Raw genomic sequence first — 14,950 nt, forward strand, 5'->3', positions numbered from 1 at the left:
GCTTTGGGTGCTTGCTGCCAGTCCACCTTATCGAACCGGAGGCGATTAAAGGTAGTTAAGCCAGTGGCCCGCAACCGAGTCGGTTGCGGGCCACCAAACACACACTAAGTTTAGCGTGCGTAGTACTCGACCACGAGGTTCTCTTCGCAGGTCACTGGGATCTCTGCACGCTCAGGAGCGCGCAGGTAGGTAGCCTGCAAGGCTTCCAGCTTCACGTCCAGGTAAGCAGGAGCTGCTGGAAGCACGGTAGCGTGCTCTCCGGCTGCTGCCATCTGGAAAGGAACCATCTTCTCGCTCTTTTCGTGCACGTGGATCAGCTGACCCGGCTGCACCTTGAACGATGGGCGGTCCACGCGCTGGCCGTTAACTAGGATGTGGCGGTGCACAACTAGCTGACGAGCCTGCTGGATGGTGCGGGCGAAGCCTGCACGCAGAACCAGAGCGTCTAGACGGGACTCGAGCAGTGCCAACAGGTTGTCACCGGTCTGGCCGCCGAGGCGCTTTGCTTCCTTGAAAGCGTTAAGCATCTGAACTTCGCGGATGCCGTACTGGGCACGAAGACGCTGCTTTTCGCGCAGACGTACCGCGTAATCGCTGTCCTGCTTCTTGCGGGCGCGACCATGCTGGCCGGGACCGTAGGGACGACGCTCCATGTACTTTTCAGCTTTTGGAGTCAGGGCAAGGCCGAGTGCGCGCGAGAGGCGCACGGTACGGCGGGCACGGGCGTTAGCCATAAGTGTGTCCTTTTCGTTTTAGCGACGGGATCTACTGGCCTCCGGGACGGAGAGTGTTGGGGCGTCGCGCCCCTGAACCACTGCAACCTTGTTACCCCTGCGATTACTCGCGGGCGCAACTTAGCTTGCCAGCCAAAGATCAAGTCTACACGAATGCAGGGGCCAGCTAGGCCCGTTGTAACGTAGCTCGCTATCGTTTCTTCTTGTCTTTACGGCGAATGATCTCCCGTAGCTTTGCCAGTCGATCACTCAACGTGCGTTCGGTGCCGTTGGCCGTGGGACGGTAGTAGTTGGTGCCGAGCAGATCGTCGGGCAGATACTGCTGGCTGGCGATCGAATGCGGGGCATCGTGCGAATAAATGTAGCCGACCCCGTGGCCCAACTGCTTAGCTCCCGGATAGTGGGCGTCGCGCAGGTGGTCCGGGACCAGCGAGCCCTTGCCTGCGTTCACGTCGGCGATGGCCTCGTTGATCGCGGTGTAGGTGGCGTTTGATTTCGGCGCGGTGGCCAGATGCACGGTGGCGTGTCCAAGGATCAGCCGCGCCTCGGGCATGCCGATCAGCGCTACCGATTGGGCGGCGGCTACGGCCAGCGGCAGGGCGCTGGAGTCGGCCATGCCGATGTCCTCGCTGGCACTGATCATCAGCCGGCGGGCGATAAACCGCGGGTCCTCCCCCGCAGAGAGCATGCGCGCCAAATAGTGCAGGGCCGCATCTACGTCGGAGCCGCGAATGGATTTGATGAACGCGGAGATGATGTCGTAGTGCTGGTCCCCGTCCTTGTCATAACGTTGCACAGCCTGATCCATGGCGAGCTGGACGTGTTCGTCTTGGATTTCGATCGGCGGTTCCGGCTTTGTCCCGGACGCGTTCCAGGCCACCGCCCCGGCGGCTTCCAGCACCGTCAAGGAACGCCGGGCGTCGCCTTGGGCCAGCCGAACGATCGCGTCTCGCTGCGTTTCGGGAAGGATTACCTGCGCGTCAAAACCTCGCTCGTCCGCCACCGCACGGTCAAGGAGCTGTGCGAGATCCGCATCGGTCAGCGGTCGCAGAGTCAGCAGTAAGGAGCGCGAGAGTAGCGGAGAAATCACCGAAAAGGAGGGGTTTTCGGTGGTGGCAGCGACCAGCACCACCACCCGATTTTCGACCCCGGGAAGCAATGCGTCCTGCTGGGCCTTGTTAAAGCGGTGAATCTCATCGAGAAAAAGCACCGTGGTCACCCCGCGTAGATCGCGGTCATCCTTGGCCTGCTCGATCACTCGGCGGACATCTTTCACCCCGGCGGTAATTGCCGAAAGCTCCACAAATTTACGGTCCGTGGCGCGCGCAATCACGTGGGCGATGGTGGTCTTGCCGATACCTGGCGGGCCGTACAAGATCACACTGGCAGGCCCGGCCAAACCGGTTTCGGGATGTTCGGCGAGTTGCCGCAACGGCGAGCCGGGGCCCAGCAGGTGGCCTTGGCCGACCAGTTCATCTAGCGTCTTGGGGCGCATACGTACCGCAAGGGGTGGGCGCGGCCGCTTGATCGAACCGTCATCCAGGGCATCCAGCAAATCGTTCACAGACCCAGCCTACCGATATTCTGATAGTTGCGCGGTGCAGCTCAACACTTCACCGCCACCACCCACCACCTTTTGAAAGGACCCTGCCCTATGCGCGCCGTCATCCAGGTTGCCAGCAACGCCCACGTCGAGGTCGAAGGGGAAGTTGTCGGCAAATTAGATGCCCCGGGGCTGGTTATTCTTTTGGGCGTGACGCACGACGATGACCAGGACACCGCGCGCAAGGTTGCGGAGAAAATCTGGCAGTTGCGCATTTTAGAAGATGAAACCTCGGCGGCCGGAACTGATGCACCGTTGCTGGTGATCAGCCAATTCACGCTCTACGGTTCGGTGCGCAAGGGGCGGCGGCCCTCATGGTCAAATGCGGCACCCGGTCCGATCAGCGAGCCGCTCTACGAGTACTTCGTGCGCTACCTGCGTGAGTTGGGAGCCACGGTTGCGACCGGAAAATTTGGCGCGATGATGAACGTGTCGCTGACAAACACCGGCCCGTTCACCGTGATCGTTGATTCGGCGGAGCTGGCTTAGCGTCCGGTAGTTCTCACCAGCTGCGCGAGCATATCGAAGTTTGCGCGATGGCTTTCTAGCTCGGCATAGCCGGAATCCGAGAGTTCGTAGACCTTCCGCCCCGGCCCGCCTTGCCCTTCTTCCCATCGGGTTTCCACGAGTCCCGATGCTTCCAACTTCGCTAATGCGGGATAGAGCGTTGCGCCCTTGATCGGCCCAAAACCGCGGTCCTGCAGGGATTTGGACAGGGCGTAACCGTGGGCGCGCCCCGTAGATAATTCAGCCAACAAAAGCATCGGTAGCATGGCTCGTTGCCAGCTGCCGGGAAATGGTGAATCCTTACTCATCGCGGCCTTCTTCCAGACCGCGGGCGTGGGCGCGCCTTTCGGCAAGTTTCGATTGCACGTATTCCGCGCGATTTGCGGAGCGTAACTCGTAGAGCGTAATTACTGCATAAATCAGAATGCAAACTCCGAAGAAAATATCCCAGCCACTGCGGTCCGGGGCAAGCACCTCCGGCAGGAGGCTTGTGCCGTATAAAACTACTAATGCCAGTGGCAGCAAGCGGCGCATCAACCAGCGTCGCTTCAGCGCATTTGCGGTGTTGACTCCGAGTCCTATGGTGAATTCGCCCGGCGTACCGAATTCTTCGACAATTGTTGCCTCACCGCCTTCCACGCTCATATTCGACCAGTGCTCGCGGGCAGGCTCCAATGCAGATGCCGCTTCTTTACCCCGCATTCCGTAGCGTCCGCGCAACAAACGTGTGGATTCGGCAAACCAGGTCTCTGGATCGGTGAAAGCTGAGGCGCAGTTACGCGGTGCTGCAGGTTCTTTATTGAATGGTAGCCAAAAGACACCGACGGCCAGTACGATCCCGAGGATCGGCGCTAGCCAGTTGGGCAGTTGCATGGCTTCTTCACCGCCGAGTACTGCGATGATCGCAGCCGCTGCGATGGAAACCACTATTCCTGCCAAACCCAGCGTCCATGATCGGGCGAACCTGCCTTTCAACCGGTAGAGCCACCACAGGTGCCCGGATAATGCGATTCCTGTGCCTGCGCTCAAGGCGGCAAGCTGCCAATAGTGCCACGAATTCGAAGCCCATCCATCACGGAATCCGACCCAAGTTCCAAAACCGGCGCACAGTAGGCCAACCACAAGGCCAAAACCAGCCAGTAGCAACACACTGCTGTTGATCGACATCTCCGAATCCGCGAGCTGTTGCGGCGTCAATCGCGCGTAGGACCGGACTTCGCCGTATTCGCTTGGATCGCCAAAGAGATCTTCTGCACCTTGGCCGCTATCTCGGATGGCAGCCAACGCATTTTCCAGTTCTTGATCGCTCTGCGAATCAGTCAGGTCATTCAGCCACATGGCCAGGCCGAAGTCCTGCGCCCATGCGCGGTCGCTTTCCGGGTATCGCTCGATGATGCCGTCCGGTTCTGCCGAGGCCAAACGGTCTCCTTGGATCGAAATATCTAGGTTGAAAAATAACCTAGTATTAAAATCTTCATTAATCCATCTCTTGACCGACTTTGATGCAAAAAAGAAGCCGGATGGAACGCGAAAGTGCGTTCCATCCGGCTTCTTGAAGCGACCGAAGGCTACTTAGCTTCGGCCTTGACGGTCTCTTCGACCTTCTTCTCTGGCTTGAAGTCGATGCCGGCTTCCTTGCGCTGTGCCGGGGTGATCGGCGCAGGAGCAGCGGTCAGCGGATCAAAACCGCCGCCGGTCTTCGGGAAGGCGATGACGTCGCGGATCGACTCGGAACCGGTAAGCAACTGCAGTACGCGGTCCCAGCCCAGGGCAATGCCGCCGTGTGGAGGGGCGCCGAACTTGAAGCCCTCCAGCAGGAAGCCGAACTGGGTCTGCGCCTGCTCGTCGGACACGCCCATCAGCTTGAAGACACGTTCCTGTACGTCACGCTGGTGGATACGGATCGAACCGCCACCGATTTCATTACCGTTGCAGACGATGTCATACGCGTAGGACAGGGCCGAACCCGGATCGGTGTCGAAGGTGTCCATGAACTCGGGCTTCGGGCTGGTGAACGCGTGGTGCACGGCGGTCCATGCGCCGGCACCCACTGCCACGTCGCCGGAGGCTACGGCGGCGGAAGCTGGCTCGAACATTGGTGCGTCAACGATCCAGACGAAAGCCCAGTCGCCGTCCTTGATCAGACCGGTGCGGTGACCGATTTCCACGCGGACCGCGCCAAGCAGTGCACGCGATTCGGTTTTGTCTCCCGCGGAGAAGAAGATGCAGTCGCCGGGCTTCGCGCCGGTCGCCTCGGCCAAGCCGGCCTTCTCCTCGTCGGACAGGTTCTTCGCCACTGGACCAGCCAGCTCGCCATCTTCCTTGAGTAGGACGTAGGCAAGACCCTTGGCACCGCGCTGCTTAGCAAATTCCTGCCAAGCATCTAGGGTGCGTCGTGGCTGGGATGCGCCACCTGGCATGACCACGGAACCGACATACGCGGACTGGAACACCTTGAAGGAAGTGTTCGAGAAGTATTCGGTCATTTCGGTCAATTCCAGACCGAAGCGCAGATCTGGCTTGTCGCTGCCGTATTTGGCCATCGCCTCGGAGTACGCCATGCGGCGGATCGGGGTGGGGACCTGCACGTCGATCAACGACCAGATTTCCTTGACCAGCTTCTCACCGAGCTCGATGATGTCGTCTTCCTCAACAAACGAGGCTTCGATATCCAGCTGGGTGAATTCTGGCTGGCGGTCCGCGCGGAAGTCCTCATCGCGGTAGCAACGAGCGATCTGGTAGTACTTTTCAAAGCCACCGACCTGCAACAGCTGCTTGAACAGCTGTGGGGACTGTGGCAAGGCGTACCAGGAGCCCGGGGAAAGGCGTGCCGGCACGACGAAGTCGCGGGCGCCTTCCGGGGTGGAACGGGTCAGCGTTGGGGTTTCGATTTCGACGAAGCCCTCATCGTGCAGCAGGTTACGCGCGGCACGGTTGACCTCGGAGCGCAAACGCAGGTTGCGGGTCGGGGTCGGACGGCGCAGGTCAAGGTAGCGGTGACGCAGACGCGCCTCCTCGCCGACCTCAACGTGCTCATCGATCTGGAAAGGAAGCGGGGCTGCGGTGTTCAGCACGATCACCTCATCGGCGATCACCTCGATCTCGCCGGTCGGCAGGTTCGGGTTTTCGTTGCCCGCCGGGCGACGCTCAACGGTGCCCTTGATCTGCAACACGAATTCATTGCGCAGCGGGTGGAAGTCCTCTTCATCACGTACGACTACCTGGGCGAACCCAGAGGCATCGCGCAGATCGAGGAACGCCACGCCACCGTGGTCGCGGCGACGCGCAACCCAACCGGTGAGGGTGACCTGCTGTGAAATGTGCTCGGCGCGAAGTTCGCCCAGCTGATGAGTGCGTAGCACTACGATCCTTTCGGTCGGTTGAGACTAGAAATCTCTTCAGTTCTTCTCGTTGACGAGTTTAGTGCACCGCAACTAGTTGACGGTGTTGTACAGATCTTCTGCCGGTGGGGTCCAGCTGCTTGGATCGGCGGTGATTTGCTCACCGGTGCGGATATCTTTCACCTCGTGGGTGCCGTCTTCCTGGGTGAACCAAACGAACGGAATCCCGCGTCGGTCTGCGAACTTGATCTGCTTACCGAACTTTTCGGCGCTCGAGGCGACCTCGCAGGCGATCCCCCGGCCACGCAGCGAAGCTGCAACGTCTTGGGCTTGGTGCCAGGAATCGTCATCAGCCAAGGTGACATATACCACCGACGGCACGGTGCGCGCGGCGCTCACCAGCTCTTCGGCAAGGATCCGCGAGACCAAACGAGTGACTCCAATGGACAGGCCCACGCCCGGATAATTTTTCTTCCCCTTGGAAGCCAACGATTCGTAGCGTCCGCCGGAGCAGATCGAACCCAAGGATTCGTGACCCACCAGCACGGTCTCGTACACGGTGCCGGTGTAATAATCGAGGCCGCGGGCGATGGACAGGTCCGCCATCACCTTGCCCGGGGCGCGCTTGGAGGCGGCGTCGATGACCTGGAAGAGTTCATCGAGCCCGGTGTCTAAGAGTTCGTGTTCTACGCCGAGCGCGCGCACCTGCTCCACGAAGCTGGTATCCAGGGTGCGGATGGCAGCCAGGGCCAGCGCGGCGTCGGCCTGTTCACGGGTGGCGCCGACCTCGTCGATGAGGATCGTAGCGACCGCCTCGTTGCCGATCTTTTCCAGCTTGTCGATGGCGCGCAACACCGCGTCCGGATCATCTAGGCCCAGACCACGGTAGAAGCCTTCGGCCAGCTTGCGGTTGTTCACGCGCAAACGGAAGTCGCCGATCGGCAGTGCGGACAGCGCATCGGCAATGGTTAGTGCCAGCTCCACGTCGTAGCTAAAGGCGAGGGTGCCCTCGCCAACGACGTCGATATCTGCTTGGGTGAATTCGCGGAAGCGGCCGTCTTGCGGACGCTCGCCGCGCCACACCTTCTGCATCTGGTAGCGGCGGAAGGGGAAAGCCAAGTGTCCGGCATTTTCTACCACGTAGCGGGCGAAAGGCACCGTCAGATCAAAGTGCAGGGCTAGTGCGTTGGGATCGTGCTTATCTTCATTTTCAGCCGCCAGCCGGGAGAGGCCGTAAACTTCCTTGTCGATCTCGCCCTTGCGCAGTAGCTGCCCGCGGGTTTCTACCGCGCGCGTTTCAATGTTGGCAAAACCATGCAGTTCAAAGGTGCGACGCAAGGTGTCCAACACATGTTGTTCGACGACCCGCTCGGCGGGAAGCCATTCGGGGAAACCTGATAATGAGGCCTTGCGTGCCATGAAACTCCTTCATACAAAATGGTTGCCTATCCATCTTACGACGCAACAGCTAGCAATACTGTGCACGTCGGCTTACTAAGAAGTGCAGCTCACAGGTAGAGTTAGCCAAAGCAAGCGAACAGTAAAGCGAAAGAGTTTCAGCGGTGACCACCAGTCAGAAATCCGACGACAGCCCGAACATCCCCTTGCCACAGGCGCATAAGCCAGTGGCAAAGCAGGTTGTGGCTCAGCCCGTCGACCACAGTACCCCCCTTGAAGAAGCGGCAAAATTTGCCCGCGTCACCGACGATGGGCATGTATTTGTCATCATTGACGGCGCCGAGCACCCGGTCGGACAGTACCCGGATGCCACAAAGGATGAGGCTTTGGCCTACTTTGTGCGCAAGTACGACGATGTCCTGTCCCAGTTGATGCTGCTCGAACAGCGCGTGAGTGCCAAGGCACCAAGCGGCGATATGCCGAAGACCTTGGATACCTTGGCCGCCACCGTGGCCGAACGTCATCTGGTCGGCGATATTCCTAAGCTCGAAGCACGGATCGCCGCTGCACGTACCGCGGTGAGTGCTCTGGCTGGCGAACAGCGTCAGGTCACCGAGGCCGCCCGCGCCGAACAGCTCAAGGTCCGCGAAGCCTTAGTGGAGCAAGCCGAAGCATTGGCTGAGAAGCGCCCCGAGCAGATCCAGTGGAAGACCGCTTCCACCGCAATGAACGAACTGTTCGAAACGTGGAAGGGAACTCAGCGTTCGGCCGTACGCTTGCCGCGTGCCACCGAAGATGCGCTCTGGAAACGTTTCCGTGCCGCGCGCACCACCTTTGACCGGCACCGCCGGGCATACTTCTCACAGCTCGATGCCACCAACGCGCAGGCGAAGTCTGCCAAAGAGGAGCTGATCAGCCGCGCCGAGGCGTTGCAAAGCTCCACCGACTGGGCAGGCACCGCCGCCGAGTACCGCAAACTGATGGACGAGTGGAAAAAATCCCGCCGTGCTTCGCGTAAGGATGACGACGCACTGTGGAGCCGCTTCCGTGCCTCGCAGGACGTATTCTTCCAGGCTCGCGCCGCGGAAAATGCGAAGGTCGACGCCGAATACGGTGAAAACCTGATCGTCAAGGAGGCGCTGCTTGAAGAGGCTCGTGCCCTGGTACCGGTGAAGGATCTTTCCATCACCAAGCAGAAACTCGATTCAATTCGTAGCCGTTGGGAAGTAGCTGGCAAGGTGCCACGCGCGGACCTCCAGCGAGTGGAATCGGCATTGCGTCAGGTTGAAGAGGCCGTCAAGGGTGCCGAAGAAGAGCAGTGGCGCCGGTCAAATCCGGAGACCAAGGCTCGGTCGAACTCGATGCTTTCGCAGTTGCAGGACACCATTGCAGCTTTGGAAGACGATCTTGAAGCAGCGAAAAAGCAGGGTAATGCCAAGCGGATCGCGAAGGCTCAGGAGGCCCTGGAGGCTCGCCAGATGTGGTTGAACACCCTGGAGAAGTCTGCGGCGGATCTCGACTAGAATCCACAGATCGCACAAACACCCCCTACGCGGCGGCGCTTGCTGGTTCAGTAGCTTTATGGAAAAAGTTACCGGACAGCGCGTCGCCGCGTTGCGTATCCCCGAAGACCTGTTTATCGTCGGCGAACCTTTTACCCGCAATGAGCTCGGCGCCATGGCTACCCATGGGTTGCTGCGCGAATCCATTGGCGGGTGTTTTGTGGAGAGCAGGTTTCGTTATGACTCGACCGCGCGGGCGCAAATAGCCGCGTTTCTTGCCGGTCGGCACTTTGGCAGAACTGATATTTTCTGCCAGCAGACCGCCGCGTGGATTCACGGCTTACTGCCACATGTGAACACCGTCTGTATTTCATCGGACCTCTATCACCGGCCTTACCGGCCGGGCAACGGGCTGAACTTTGAATTTGTGCAGCTGCCGATTGACGATGAGGATGTGGTCAATCGCAAGCGGGTCAGGCTGAGCAGTTCATTGCGCACGGTATGCGATGTGGCCTGTTATGACCCGTTGCCGATCGCCACCTCGGTGTTTAATCAAGTGCAACGCCTCGGTGATCCGTTTTTGAATCTGGATGCCGTGGGCGAAAGCCTGGCCCAACTGGAGGCTAGTGCCCCGGTGGCGCGCGCACTACGGTTGGTGCAGTCCTATGAGGCGCGTGCTGCCTAAACCGGCAGGGTTTAGCGTTTAGCGCCGGCTTCCTGCGGTGGTGCGGTAGACGTCGTAGACCCCGTCGATGCGGCGGACCTGGTTGAGCACATGGCTCAGGAACTTTGGATCGCCCATTTCGAAGGAGAACCGTGAGATCGCCACTCGTTCGCGGCTGGTTTGCACGCTGGCCGAGAGAATGTTCAGGTGGCTTTCGGACAAGATCCGGGTGACATCGGAAAGCAGTGACTTGCGGTCCAACGCCTCCACTTGGATTTCCACCAGGAACACCCCGTGGTGCTTTTCCGCCCAAGATACCTGAACCAGCCGCTCAGGTTGTTGGGCAAGCTGTGCGAGGTTGAGGCAGTCGGTGCGGTGCACCGATACTCCGGCGCCGCGGGTGACGAAGCCCTGGATCTCATCCGGTGGGACCGGAGTACAGCAACGAGCGAGCTTGACCAGCACGTCGCCGACACCCTGAACGATGACGCCGGCGTCGTTGCCCGTGGTGGGCTTGGACAGGCTCGTACTGACGACGGCTTCTTCATCAACCTGTTCGCCCGCCGGAGGGCCGGTGAGCGAGACCAGATGTTCGATAACGTTCTGTGCACTGGTGTGCCCATCACCCACCGACTGGTAGAGCGCTGAAATATCCACGTGGTGCAGGTTGGTGGCCACGGTGGTCAGCAACTCATGGGTCATCAATCGCTGCAGTGGCAGCTGATTGCGGCGCAGCTCCTTGGTGAGCAGCTCCTTGCCCTTTTCAATCGCTTCCTCGCGGCGTTCCTTAGAGAAGTACGCGCGAATTTTAGCCTTGGCCCGCGGGGATTTGACGAAGTTCTGCCAGTCCTGCGAGGGGCCGGCGTCTTCTGCCTTGGAGGTGAAGACCTCCACCACGTCGCCCTGCTTCAGCTCGGTATGCAGCGGAACGAGCTTGCCATTCACCCGGGAGCCGATAGTGCGGTGGCCGACGTCGGTGTGGATGGAGTAGGCGAAGTCGATCGGCGTAGCACCCACCGGCAGCGACATGATGTCACCTTTGGGGGTGAACACGTAAACTTCGGCGGAGTTGATGGTGTAGCGCAGCCCGTCGAGGAATTCCTCGGAGTCGGTGGTGTCTTCCTGCCACTCCATTAAGGAGCGTAGCCACTCCATGTTCTTCTCCGGTGAGAGCATCGCATCTGACCGGTCGCCGTGCTTGTACTGGAAGTGTGCTGCCACCCCGTTTTCGGCGTGCAGGTGCATCTCATGGGTGCGGATCTGAATTTCCACCGGCTTGCCCTCTGGGCCCATCACGGTGGTGTGCAAAGACTGATAAAGGTTTAGCTTAGGCAGGGCGATGTAGTCTTTGAAACGTCCGGGCAGCGGATTCCATTCGGAGTGCACTACACCCAGTGCGCCATAACAATCCTTCACCGAGTCCACGGTGATCCGCACGCCCATCAGGTCGTGAATGTCGTCGAAGTCTTTACCGCGCACGATCATCTTCTGGTAGATCGAGTAGTAGTGCTTCGGTCGGCCGGAGACTTGGGCATGGACGTTGAGTTCGTTAAGTTTATTGTTCAGCTGTTCGCGGATGCCGGCGAGGTATTTTTCGCGTTCCGGGGTGCGGTCCCCCACCATGCGGACAATCTCTTGGTACACCAGTGGGTGCAGGGCTGCGAAGGAAAGGTCTTCCAGTTCCCATTTAACCGCATTCATACCCAGCCGGTGCGCCAGCGGAGCGAAGATCTCTAAGGTCTCCTTCGCCTTGCGCGAGCTGGACTCCGGGGAGACATAGCGCCAGGTGCGCGCGTTGTGTAGACGGTCAGCCAATTTGATGAGCAGCACGCGGATATCGCGGGACATCGCGACGACCATTTTGCGCACGGTTTCCGCCGGGGCGGCATCCCCGTAGGTGACCTTGTCGAGTTTGGTCACCCCATCGACGAGCATCGCGATCTCTTCGGAAAATTCCTTGGTGACCGATTCCAGCGAGTAGTCGGTGTCTTCCACGGTGTCATGCAACAACGCGGCAGCCAGGATCGAACCTGTCATACCCATTTCTGCAAGGATCGTCGCTACGGCCACCGGGTGGGTGATGTAGGGGTCGCCACTTTTGCGTTTTTGACCCTCGTGGTACTTTTCTGCCACCTCGTAGGCGTGGATCAGCAGATCCAGATCAGCCTTGGGGTGTTTGGATTTGACCGTGCGCAGCAGCGGTTCCAAAGTTGGCGAGGTGCTGGGGGTGCTTCCTCGGCCCGCAAAGCGTACTAGACGTGAGATAGAGCGTCGCTTCGAATTGTTCGGGGTCGGCGTGTTAGCCATGCCTCGCTCCTTCCCACCGTTGCCGGTCCTAACGGTGCTAGGTGCCAAGCTAGCGATGCCGGCGCCGTGCAATGTTTTAGTTCATTCGTTATAGCACATTCGCGCAATGACAACTAATTACCTGTTCGACACTACTATAAAAAAGTGCCCCGGATCGGTTGATCCGGGGCACTTCGCTCGTGGCTTGATGCCAAGAAGGTTTTTAGTGCTTAGGCGTCCAGCGCTTCCATCTTCTTATTGTGCTTTTGCACGTCCTCATCGCCGTGACGCAGCTGGTAATACAGCGGCGCTTGAACGAAGAGGGTCGATAGTGCCGAGACGATAATACCGACGAACAACGCCAGCGACAGGTCCTTGAGCGTACCGGCACCGAGCAGGTAGGAACCGATGAACAAGATCGAAGCCACTGGCAGCACTGCAACCACCGAGGTGTTGATCGAACGCACCAACGTCTGGTTCACCGCGAGGTTCACCTGCTGCTGGAAAGTTCGCTTGGTCTGTTGATCAAAGTTCTTGGTGTTCTCTCGAACCTTGTCGAAGACCACCACGGTGTCGTACAGACAGTAACTGAGAATCGTTAGGAAGCCGATAATCGCACTGGGCGTGATCTCAAAACCGGACAGTGAATAAATTCCGGCGGTAATGATGATCACTACCAGTAGACCAATGATGGCTGCGGCGGACATCTTCCAGGTGCGGAAGTACGCTGCCATCAGCAGACCCACCAGCACGATGAAGACCAAGAGGCCTAACAGCGCCTGGCGCGAAACGTCCTGTCCCCAGGTTGGACCAATGAAGTTACTGGTCACCTCGCTAGCTTCCACCTCGTAGGCTTGGGCCAGTTCCCCGGCAACGCTGATCGTCTGATCATCGCTGAGTCGATCGGTCTGCACGCGCATGGTGCCCGGAGCGATATTCGTGACTGTGGCTTCGGCGCCGTCTGCGGCGTTCTTGACTACGTCTTCGCCGACGCTGACCTGGGTGTTCTGGACACCAGAGACCATAAATTCCGAACCGCCACGGAAATCGATTCCGAGGTTGAACCCACCCTTAGCCACTGGGACCAGGATCGCGGCGATCATCAGGATCCCTGCGATCAGGAACCACAAGCGGTGCTTTTGCGTGAACGGGTAGGAGCGCTTCCCGGTGTAGAGCTGATTGCCCCACTCTGCGAGCTTATTCATTGTTCTCCTCCCGGTTTGCTTCGGCGCGACGACGTTCGGCGATGGTCAGCCGCTTGGCAGCCTCACCGCTCGCCTTAGAGTTCTTCTTGCCGCGGTTCTCCTGCGCATTTTCATTAAAGCTGCGCACCTTGCCGGCACCGCGGTATAGCGGCACCGCGCCAAGCAGCGATGGATCCAGACCGGAGAGGCGGTGTCCGTCGGCGAAGAACTTCGTGCGTGCCAGCAGCATCAATGTTGGGTGGGTCAGACCGTACACGACGATGAGGTCGATGATTGCGGTCAAGCCCAGCGTGAAGGCGAACCCTCGCACGTTGCCCACTGCTACCAGATAGAGCACGATAGCGGCCAGCACGTTCACTGCCTTCGAAGCAAGAATGGTGCGCTTAGCGCGTGACCAACCTACATCGACGGCGCTGGCCAATGACCGGCCATCGCGCAACTCATCGCGGACACGTTCGAAGTAAACGATGAAGGAGTCAGCGATCAAACCGATGGCCACGATCAGACCTGCCACACCTGCCAGGGATAGGCGATAATTCATCGCCCAGCCAAGTAAGACGATCGCGAGGTAGGTCAGTACACCGGATGCTAGCAATGAAGCAATCGTGACGAGACCCAGCGCGCGGTACTGGAAGAGCGAATAGATGAACACCAAGATCAGGCCGATGACGCCGGCAATGAGACCGGCTTCAAGCTGGTCACCACCCAAGGTCGCCGAAACCTGCTGTTCAGACTGAATCTCAAAGCTGATCGGCAGTGCGCCGTATTTGAGCTGTTGGGCCAGCGCCTGAGCGGATTCCTCGGTGAAGCCACCAGAAATCTGTGGGCGCCCATCGGAGATCACCGCATTGGTGGTTGGAGCTGAGATGACGGTTCCGTCAAGCACGATGGCGAACTGGTTCTGCGAACCCTGCAACGCGATGAGGCGCTGAGTCGTTTCCGCAAAGGTTGCGGCGCCCTGCTTGTTGAACTCGATCACCACGACCCACTCGCCGGTAACCGCACCCTGCACACCGCGTGCCAAGTTGGCATAGGCATCAGAAATTTGGTCACCTGGAATTTCCTGCGGGCCGAGGATGTACTTCACTCCTTGGCGAGGGTCGCAGGAGATCATCGCGGTCTTTGGATCGTGATCGGTGGTTTCACGCTTCTCGAGCTCGATGGGGCAGTCGTAGGCCTCGAACTCTTTATAAAGCTTTTTGGTGATCCAGCTGGTATCCGAAGGATTCTCCGGCTTAGCCGTTGGCGCTGGAATGTCCTTGTCAGCTGTGCGCTGTTCCTTTGGAGTTGCCTCGTAGGAACCGGTAATGAGCACCGGACGGAATTCCATATTCGCCGAGGCTTGGATCAGCTGGCGAGTTTCAGCGTCCGGGGTACCGGGCATCGACACGACGACGTTACGTCCAGACTGGGTGGTGATTTCGGTTTCCGAAACACCGGAACCGGCTACACGCTGGCGAATGATCTCCACCGCTTGATCAAGCTGTTCCTGGCTGATCGTCTCATTGCCTTTAACCCGAGGCGCCAGGATCATCTGGGTGCCGCCTTCGAGGTCGAGCGCCAGCTTTGGCGCCGCGCCGGTCTTGCCCGTCGACACACCAGCAACCAGAACACCGGTTGCAATGATGACGACGACCAGTAACCACAGCAACGCCTTGCGTGCCTGTTTTACAGGTCCAATTGATGACATCTATTGTGCTTTCTTGAACT

12 protein-coding genes are annotated in these 14,950 nt (G+C 59.2%); 3 read left to right on the plus strand and 9 right to left on the minus strand.

The annotated features are described in order from the left end of the window. Positions 1–110: 110 nt before the first annotated feature. Together rpsD and CIK74_RS17895 are read right to left on the minus strand one after the other, a co-directional pair. Positions 111–734, minus strand: coding sequence for a 30S ribosomal protein S4 (gene rpsD / locus CIK74_RS17890; RefSeq protein ID WP_096257772.1), 624 nt, complete (start codon positions 732–734; stop codon positions 111–113). Positions 735–924: 190 nt separating this feature from the next. Further along, positions 925–2,298 carry a replication-associated recombination protein A gene (locus tag CIK74_RS17895; protein WP_240520585.1) on the minus strand — a complete coding sequence of 458 codons (1,374 nt, stop codon included), beginning with the start codon at positions 2,296–2,298 and terminating at the stop codon, positions 925–927. A 90-nt stretch (positions 2,299–2,388) separates the two neighbouring features. Here CIK74_RS17895 and dtd point away from each other — a divergent pair, with 90 nt between their 5' ends. Beyond that, the gene (gene dtd, locus CIK74_RS17900) at positions 2,389–2,826 is read left to right on the plus strand and encodes a D-aminoacyl-tRNA deacylase (protein ID WP_096257773.1); all 438 of its coding nucleotides are present in this window, start codon (positions 2,389–2,391) and stop codon (positions 2,824–2,826) included. Here the strand turns inward: dtd and CIK74_RS17905 are convergent. From CIK74_RS17905 to hisS, 4 genes are all read right to left on the minus strand, one after another. After that, on the minus strand, positions 2,823–3,152 hold the full coding sequence (locus CIK74_RS17905; RefSeq protein WP_096257774.1) for a PadR family transcriptional regulator: 330 nt from the start codon (positions 3,150–3,152) through the stop codon (positions 2,823–2,825). The genes dtd and CIK74_RS17905 overlap by 4 nt on opposite strands. Continuing rightward, positions 3,145–4,263: a hypothetical protein gene (locus CIK74_RS17910; protein WP_096257775.1), complete on the minus strand. Its 1,119-nt coding sequence runs from the start codon at positions 4,261–4,263 to the stop codon at positions 3,145–3,147. Before CIK74_RS17910 ends, CIK74_RS17905 begins: the two co-directional genes overlap by 8 nt. A 149-nt stretch (positions 4,264–4,412) precedes the next feature. Continuing rightward, the gene (aspS, locus tag CIK74_RS17915) at positions 4,413–6,206 is read right to left on the minus strand and encodes an aspartate--tRNA ligase (RefSeq protein WP_096257776.1); all 1,794 of its coding nucleotides are present in this window, start codon (positions 6,204–6,206) and stop codon (positions 4,413–4,415) included. 72 nt (positions 6,207–6,278) lie between these two features. Further along, entirely contained in the window at positions 6,279–7,604 is a 1,326-nt protein-coding gene (hisS, locus tag CIK74_RS17920; RefSeq protein ID WP_096257777.1) for a histidine--tRNA ligase, read from the minus strand. A gap of 143 nt (positions 7,605–7,747) precedes the next feature. Here hisS and CIK74_RS17925 point away from each other — a divergent pair, with 143 nt between their 5' ends. After that, positions 7,748–9,106 carry a DUF349 domain-containing protein gene (locus CIK74_RS17925; RefSeq protein ID WP_096257779.1) on the plus strand — a complete coding sequence of 453 codons (1,359 nt, stop codon included), beginning with the start codon at positions 7,748–7,750 and terminating at the stop codon, positions 9,104–9,106. 58 nt (positions 9,107–9,164) lie between these two features. Continuing rightward, the gene (locus CIK74_RS17930) at positions 9,165–9,770 is read left to right on the plus strand and encodes a hypothetical protein (protein ID WP_096257783.1); all 606 of its coding nucleotides are present in this window, start codon (positions 9,165–9,167) and stop codon (positions 9,768–9,770) included. Positions 9,771–9,788: 18 nt separating this feature from the next. Here CIK74_RS17930 and CIK74_RS17935 read toward each other — a convergent pair whose 3' ends face one another. The 3 genes from CIK74_RS17935 to secD form a co-directional block, all read right to left on the minus strand. Further along, entirely contained in the window at positions 9,789–12,056 is a 2,268-nt protein-coding gene (locus CIK74_RS17935) for a bifunctional (p)ppGpp synthetase/guanosine-3',5'-bis(diphosphate) 3'-pyrophosphohydrolase (RefSeq protein WP_096257785.1), read from the minus strand. A gap of 209 nt (positions 12,057–12,265) precedes the next feature. Beyond that, positions 12,266–13,240, minus strand: coding sequence for a protein translocase subunit SecF (secF, locus tag CIK74_RS17940; protein ID WP_096257786.1), 975 nt, complete (start codon positions 13,238–13,240; stop codon positions 12,266–12,268). Further along, positions 13,233–14,930, minus strand: coding sequence for a protein translocase subunit SecD (gene secD, locus CIK74_RS17945; RefSeq protein WP_096257787.1), 1,698 nt, complete (start codon positions 14,928–14,930; stop codon positions 13,233–13,235). The genes secF and secD overlap by 8 nt, the downstream gene beginning before the upstream one ends. Positions 14,931–14,950: the final 20 nt, after the last annotated feature.

Origin of the sequence: Glutamicibacter sp. BW77 (genome assembly GCF_002332285.1) — a bacterium.
Taxonomy (GTDB): domain Bacteria; phylum Actinomycetota; class Actinomycetes; order Actinomycetales; family Micrococcaceae; genus Glutamicibacter; species Glutamicibacter bergerei.

Bases quoted from the DNA above. Each gene is read 5' to 3' on its own strand.
- rpsD (WP_096257772.1), bottom strand. From the start codon at position 734: ATGGCTAACGCCCGTGCCCGCCGTACCGTGCGCCTCTCGCGCGCACTC.
- hisS (WP_096257777.1), bottom strand. From the start codon at position 7,604: ATGGCACGCAAGGCCTCATTATCAGGTTTCCCCGAATGGCTTCCCGCC.
- secD (WP_096257787.1), bottom strand. From the start codon at position 14,930: ATGTCATCAATTGGACCTGTAAAACAGGCACGCAAGGCGTTGCTGTGG.
- CIK74_RS17935 (WP_096257785.1), bottom strand. From the start codon at position 12,056: ATGGCTAACACGCCGACCCCGAACAATTCGAAGCGACGCTCTATCTCA.
- dtd (WP_096257773.1), top strand. From the start codon at position 2,389: ATGCGCGCCGTCATCCAGGTTGCCAGCAACGCCCACGTCGAGGTCGAA.
- CIK74_RS17930 (WP_096257783.1), top strand. From the start codon at position 9,165: ATGGAAAAAGTTACCGGACAGCGCGTCGCCGCGTTGCGTATCCCCGAA.
- CIK74_RS17905 (WP_096257774.1), bottom strand. From the start codon at position 3,152: ATGAGTAAGGATTCACCATTTCCCGGCAGCTGGCAACGAGCCATGCTA.
- secF (WP_096257786.1), bottom strand. From the start codon at position 13,240: ATGAATAAGCTCGCAGAGTGGGGCAATCAGCTCTACACCGGGAAGCGC.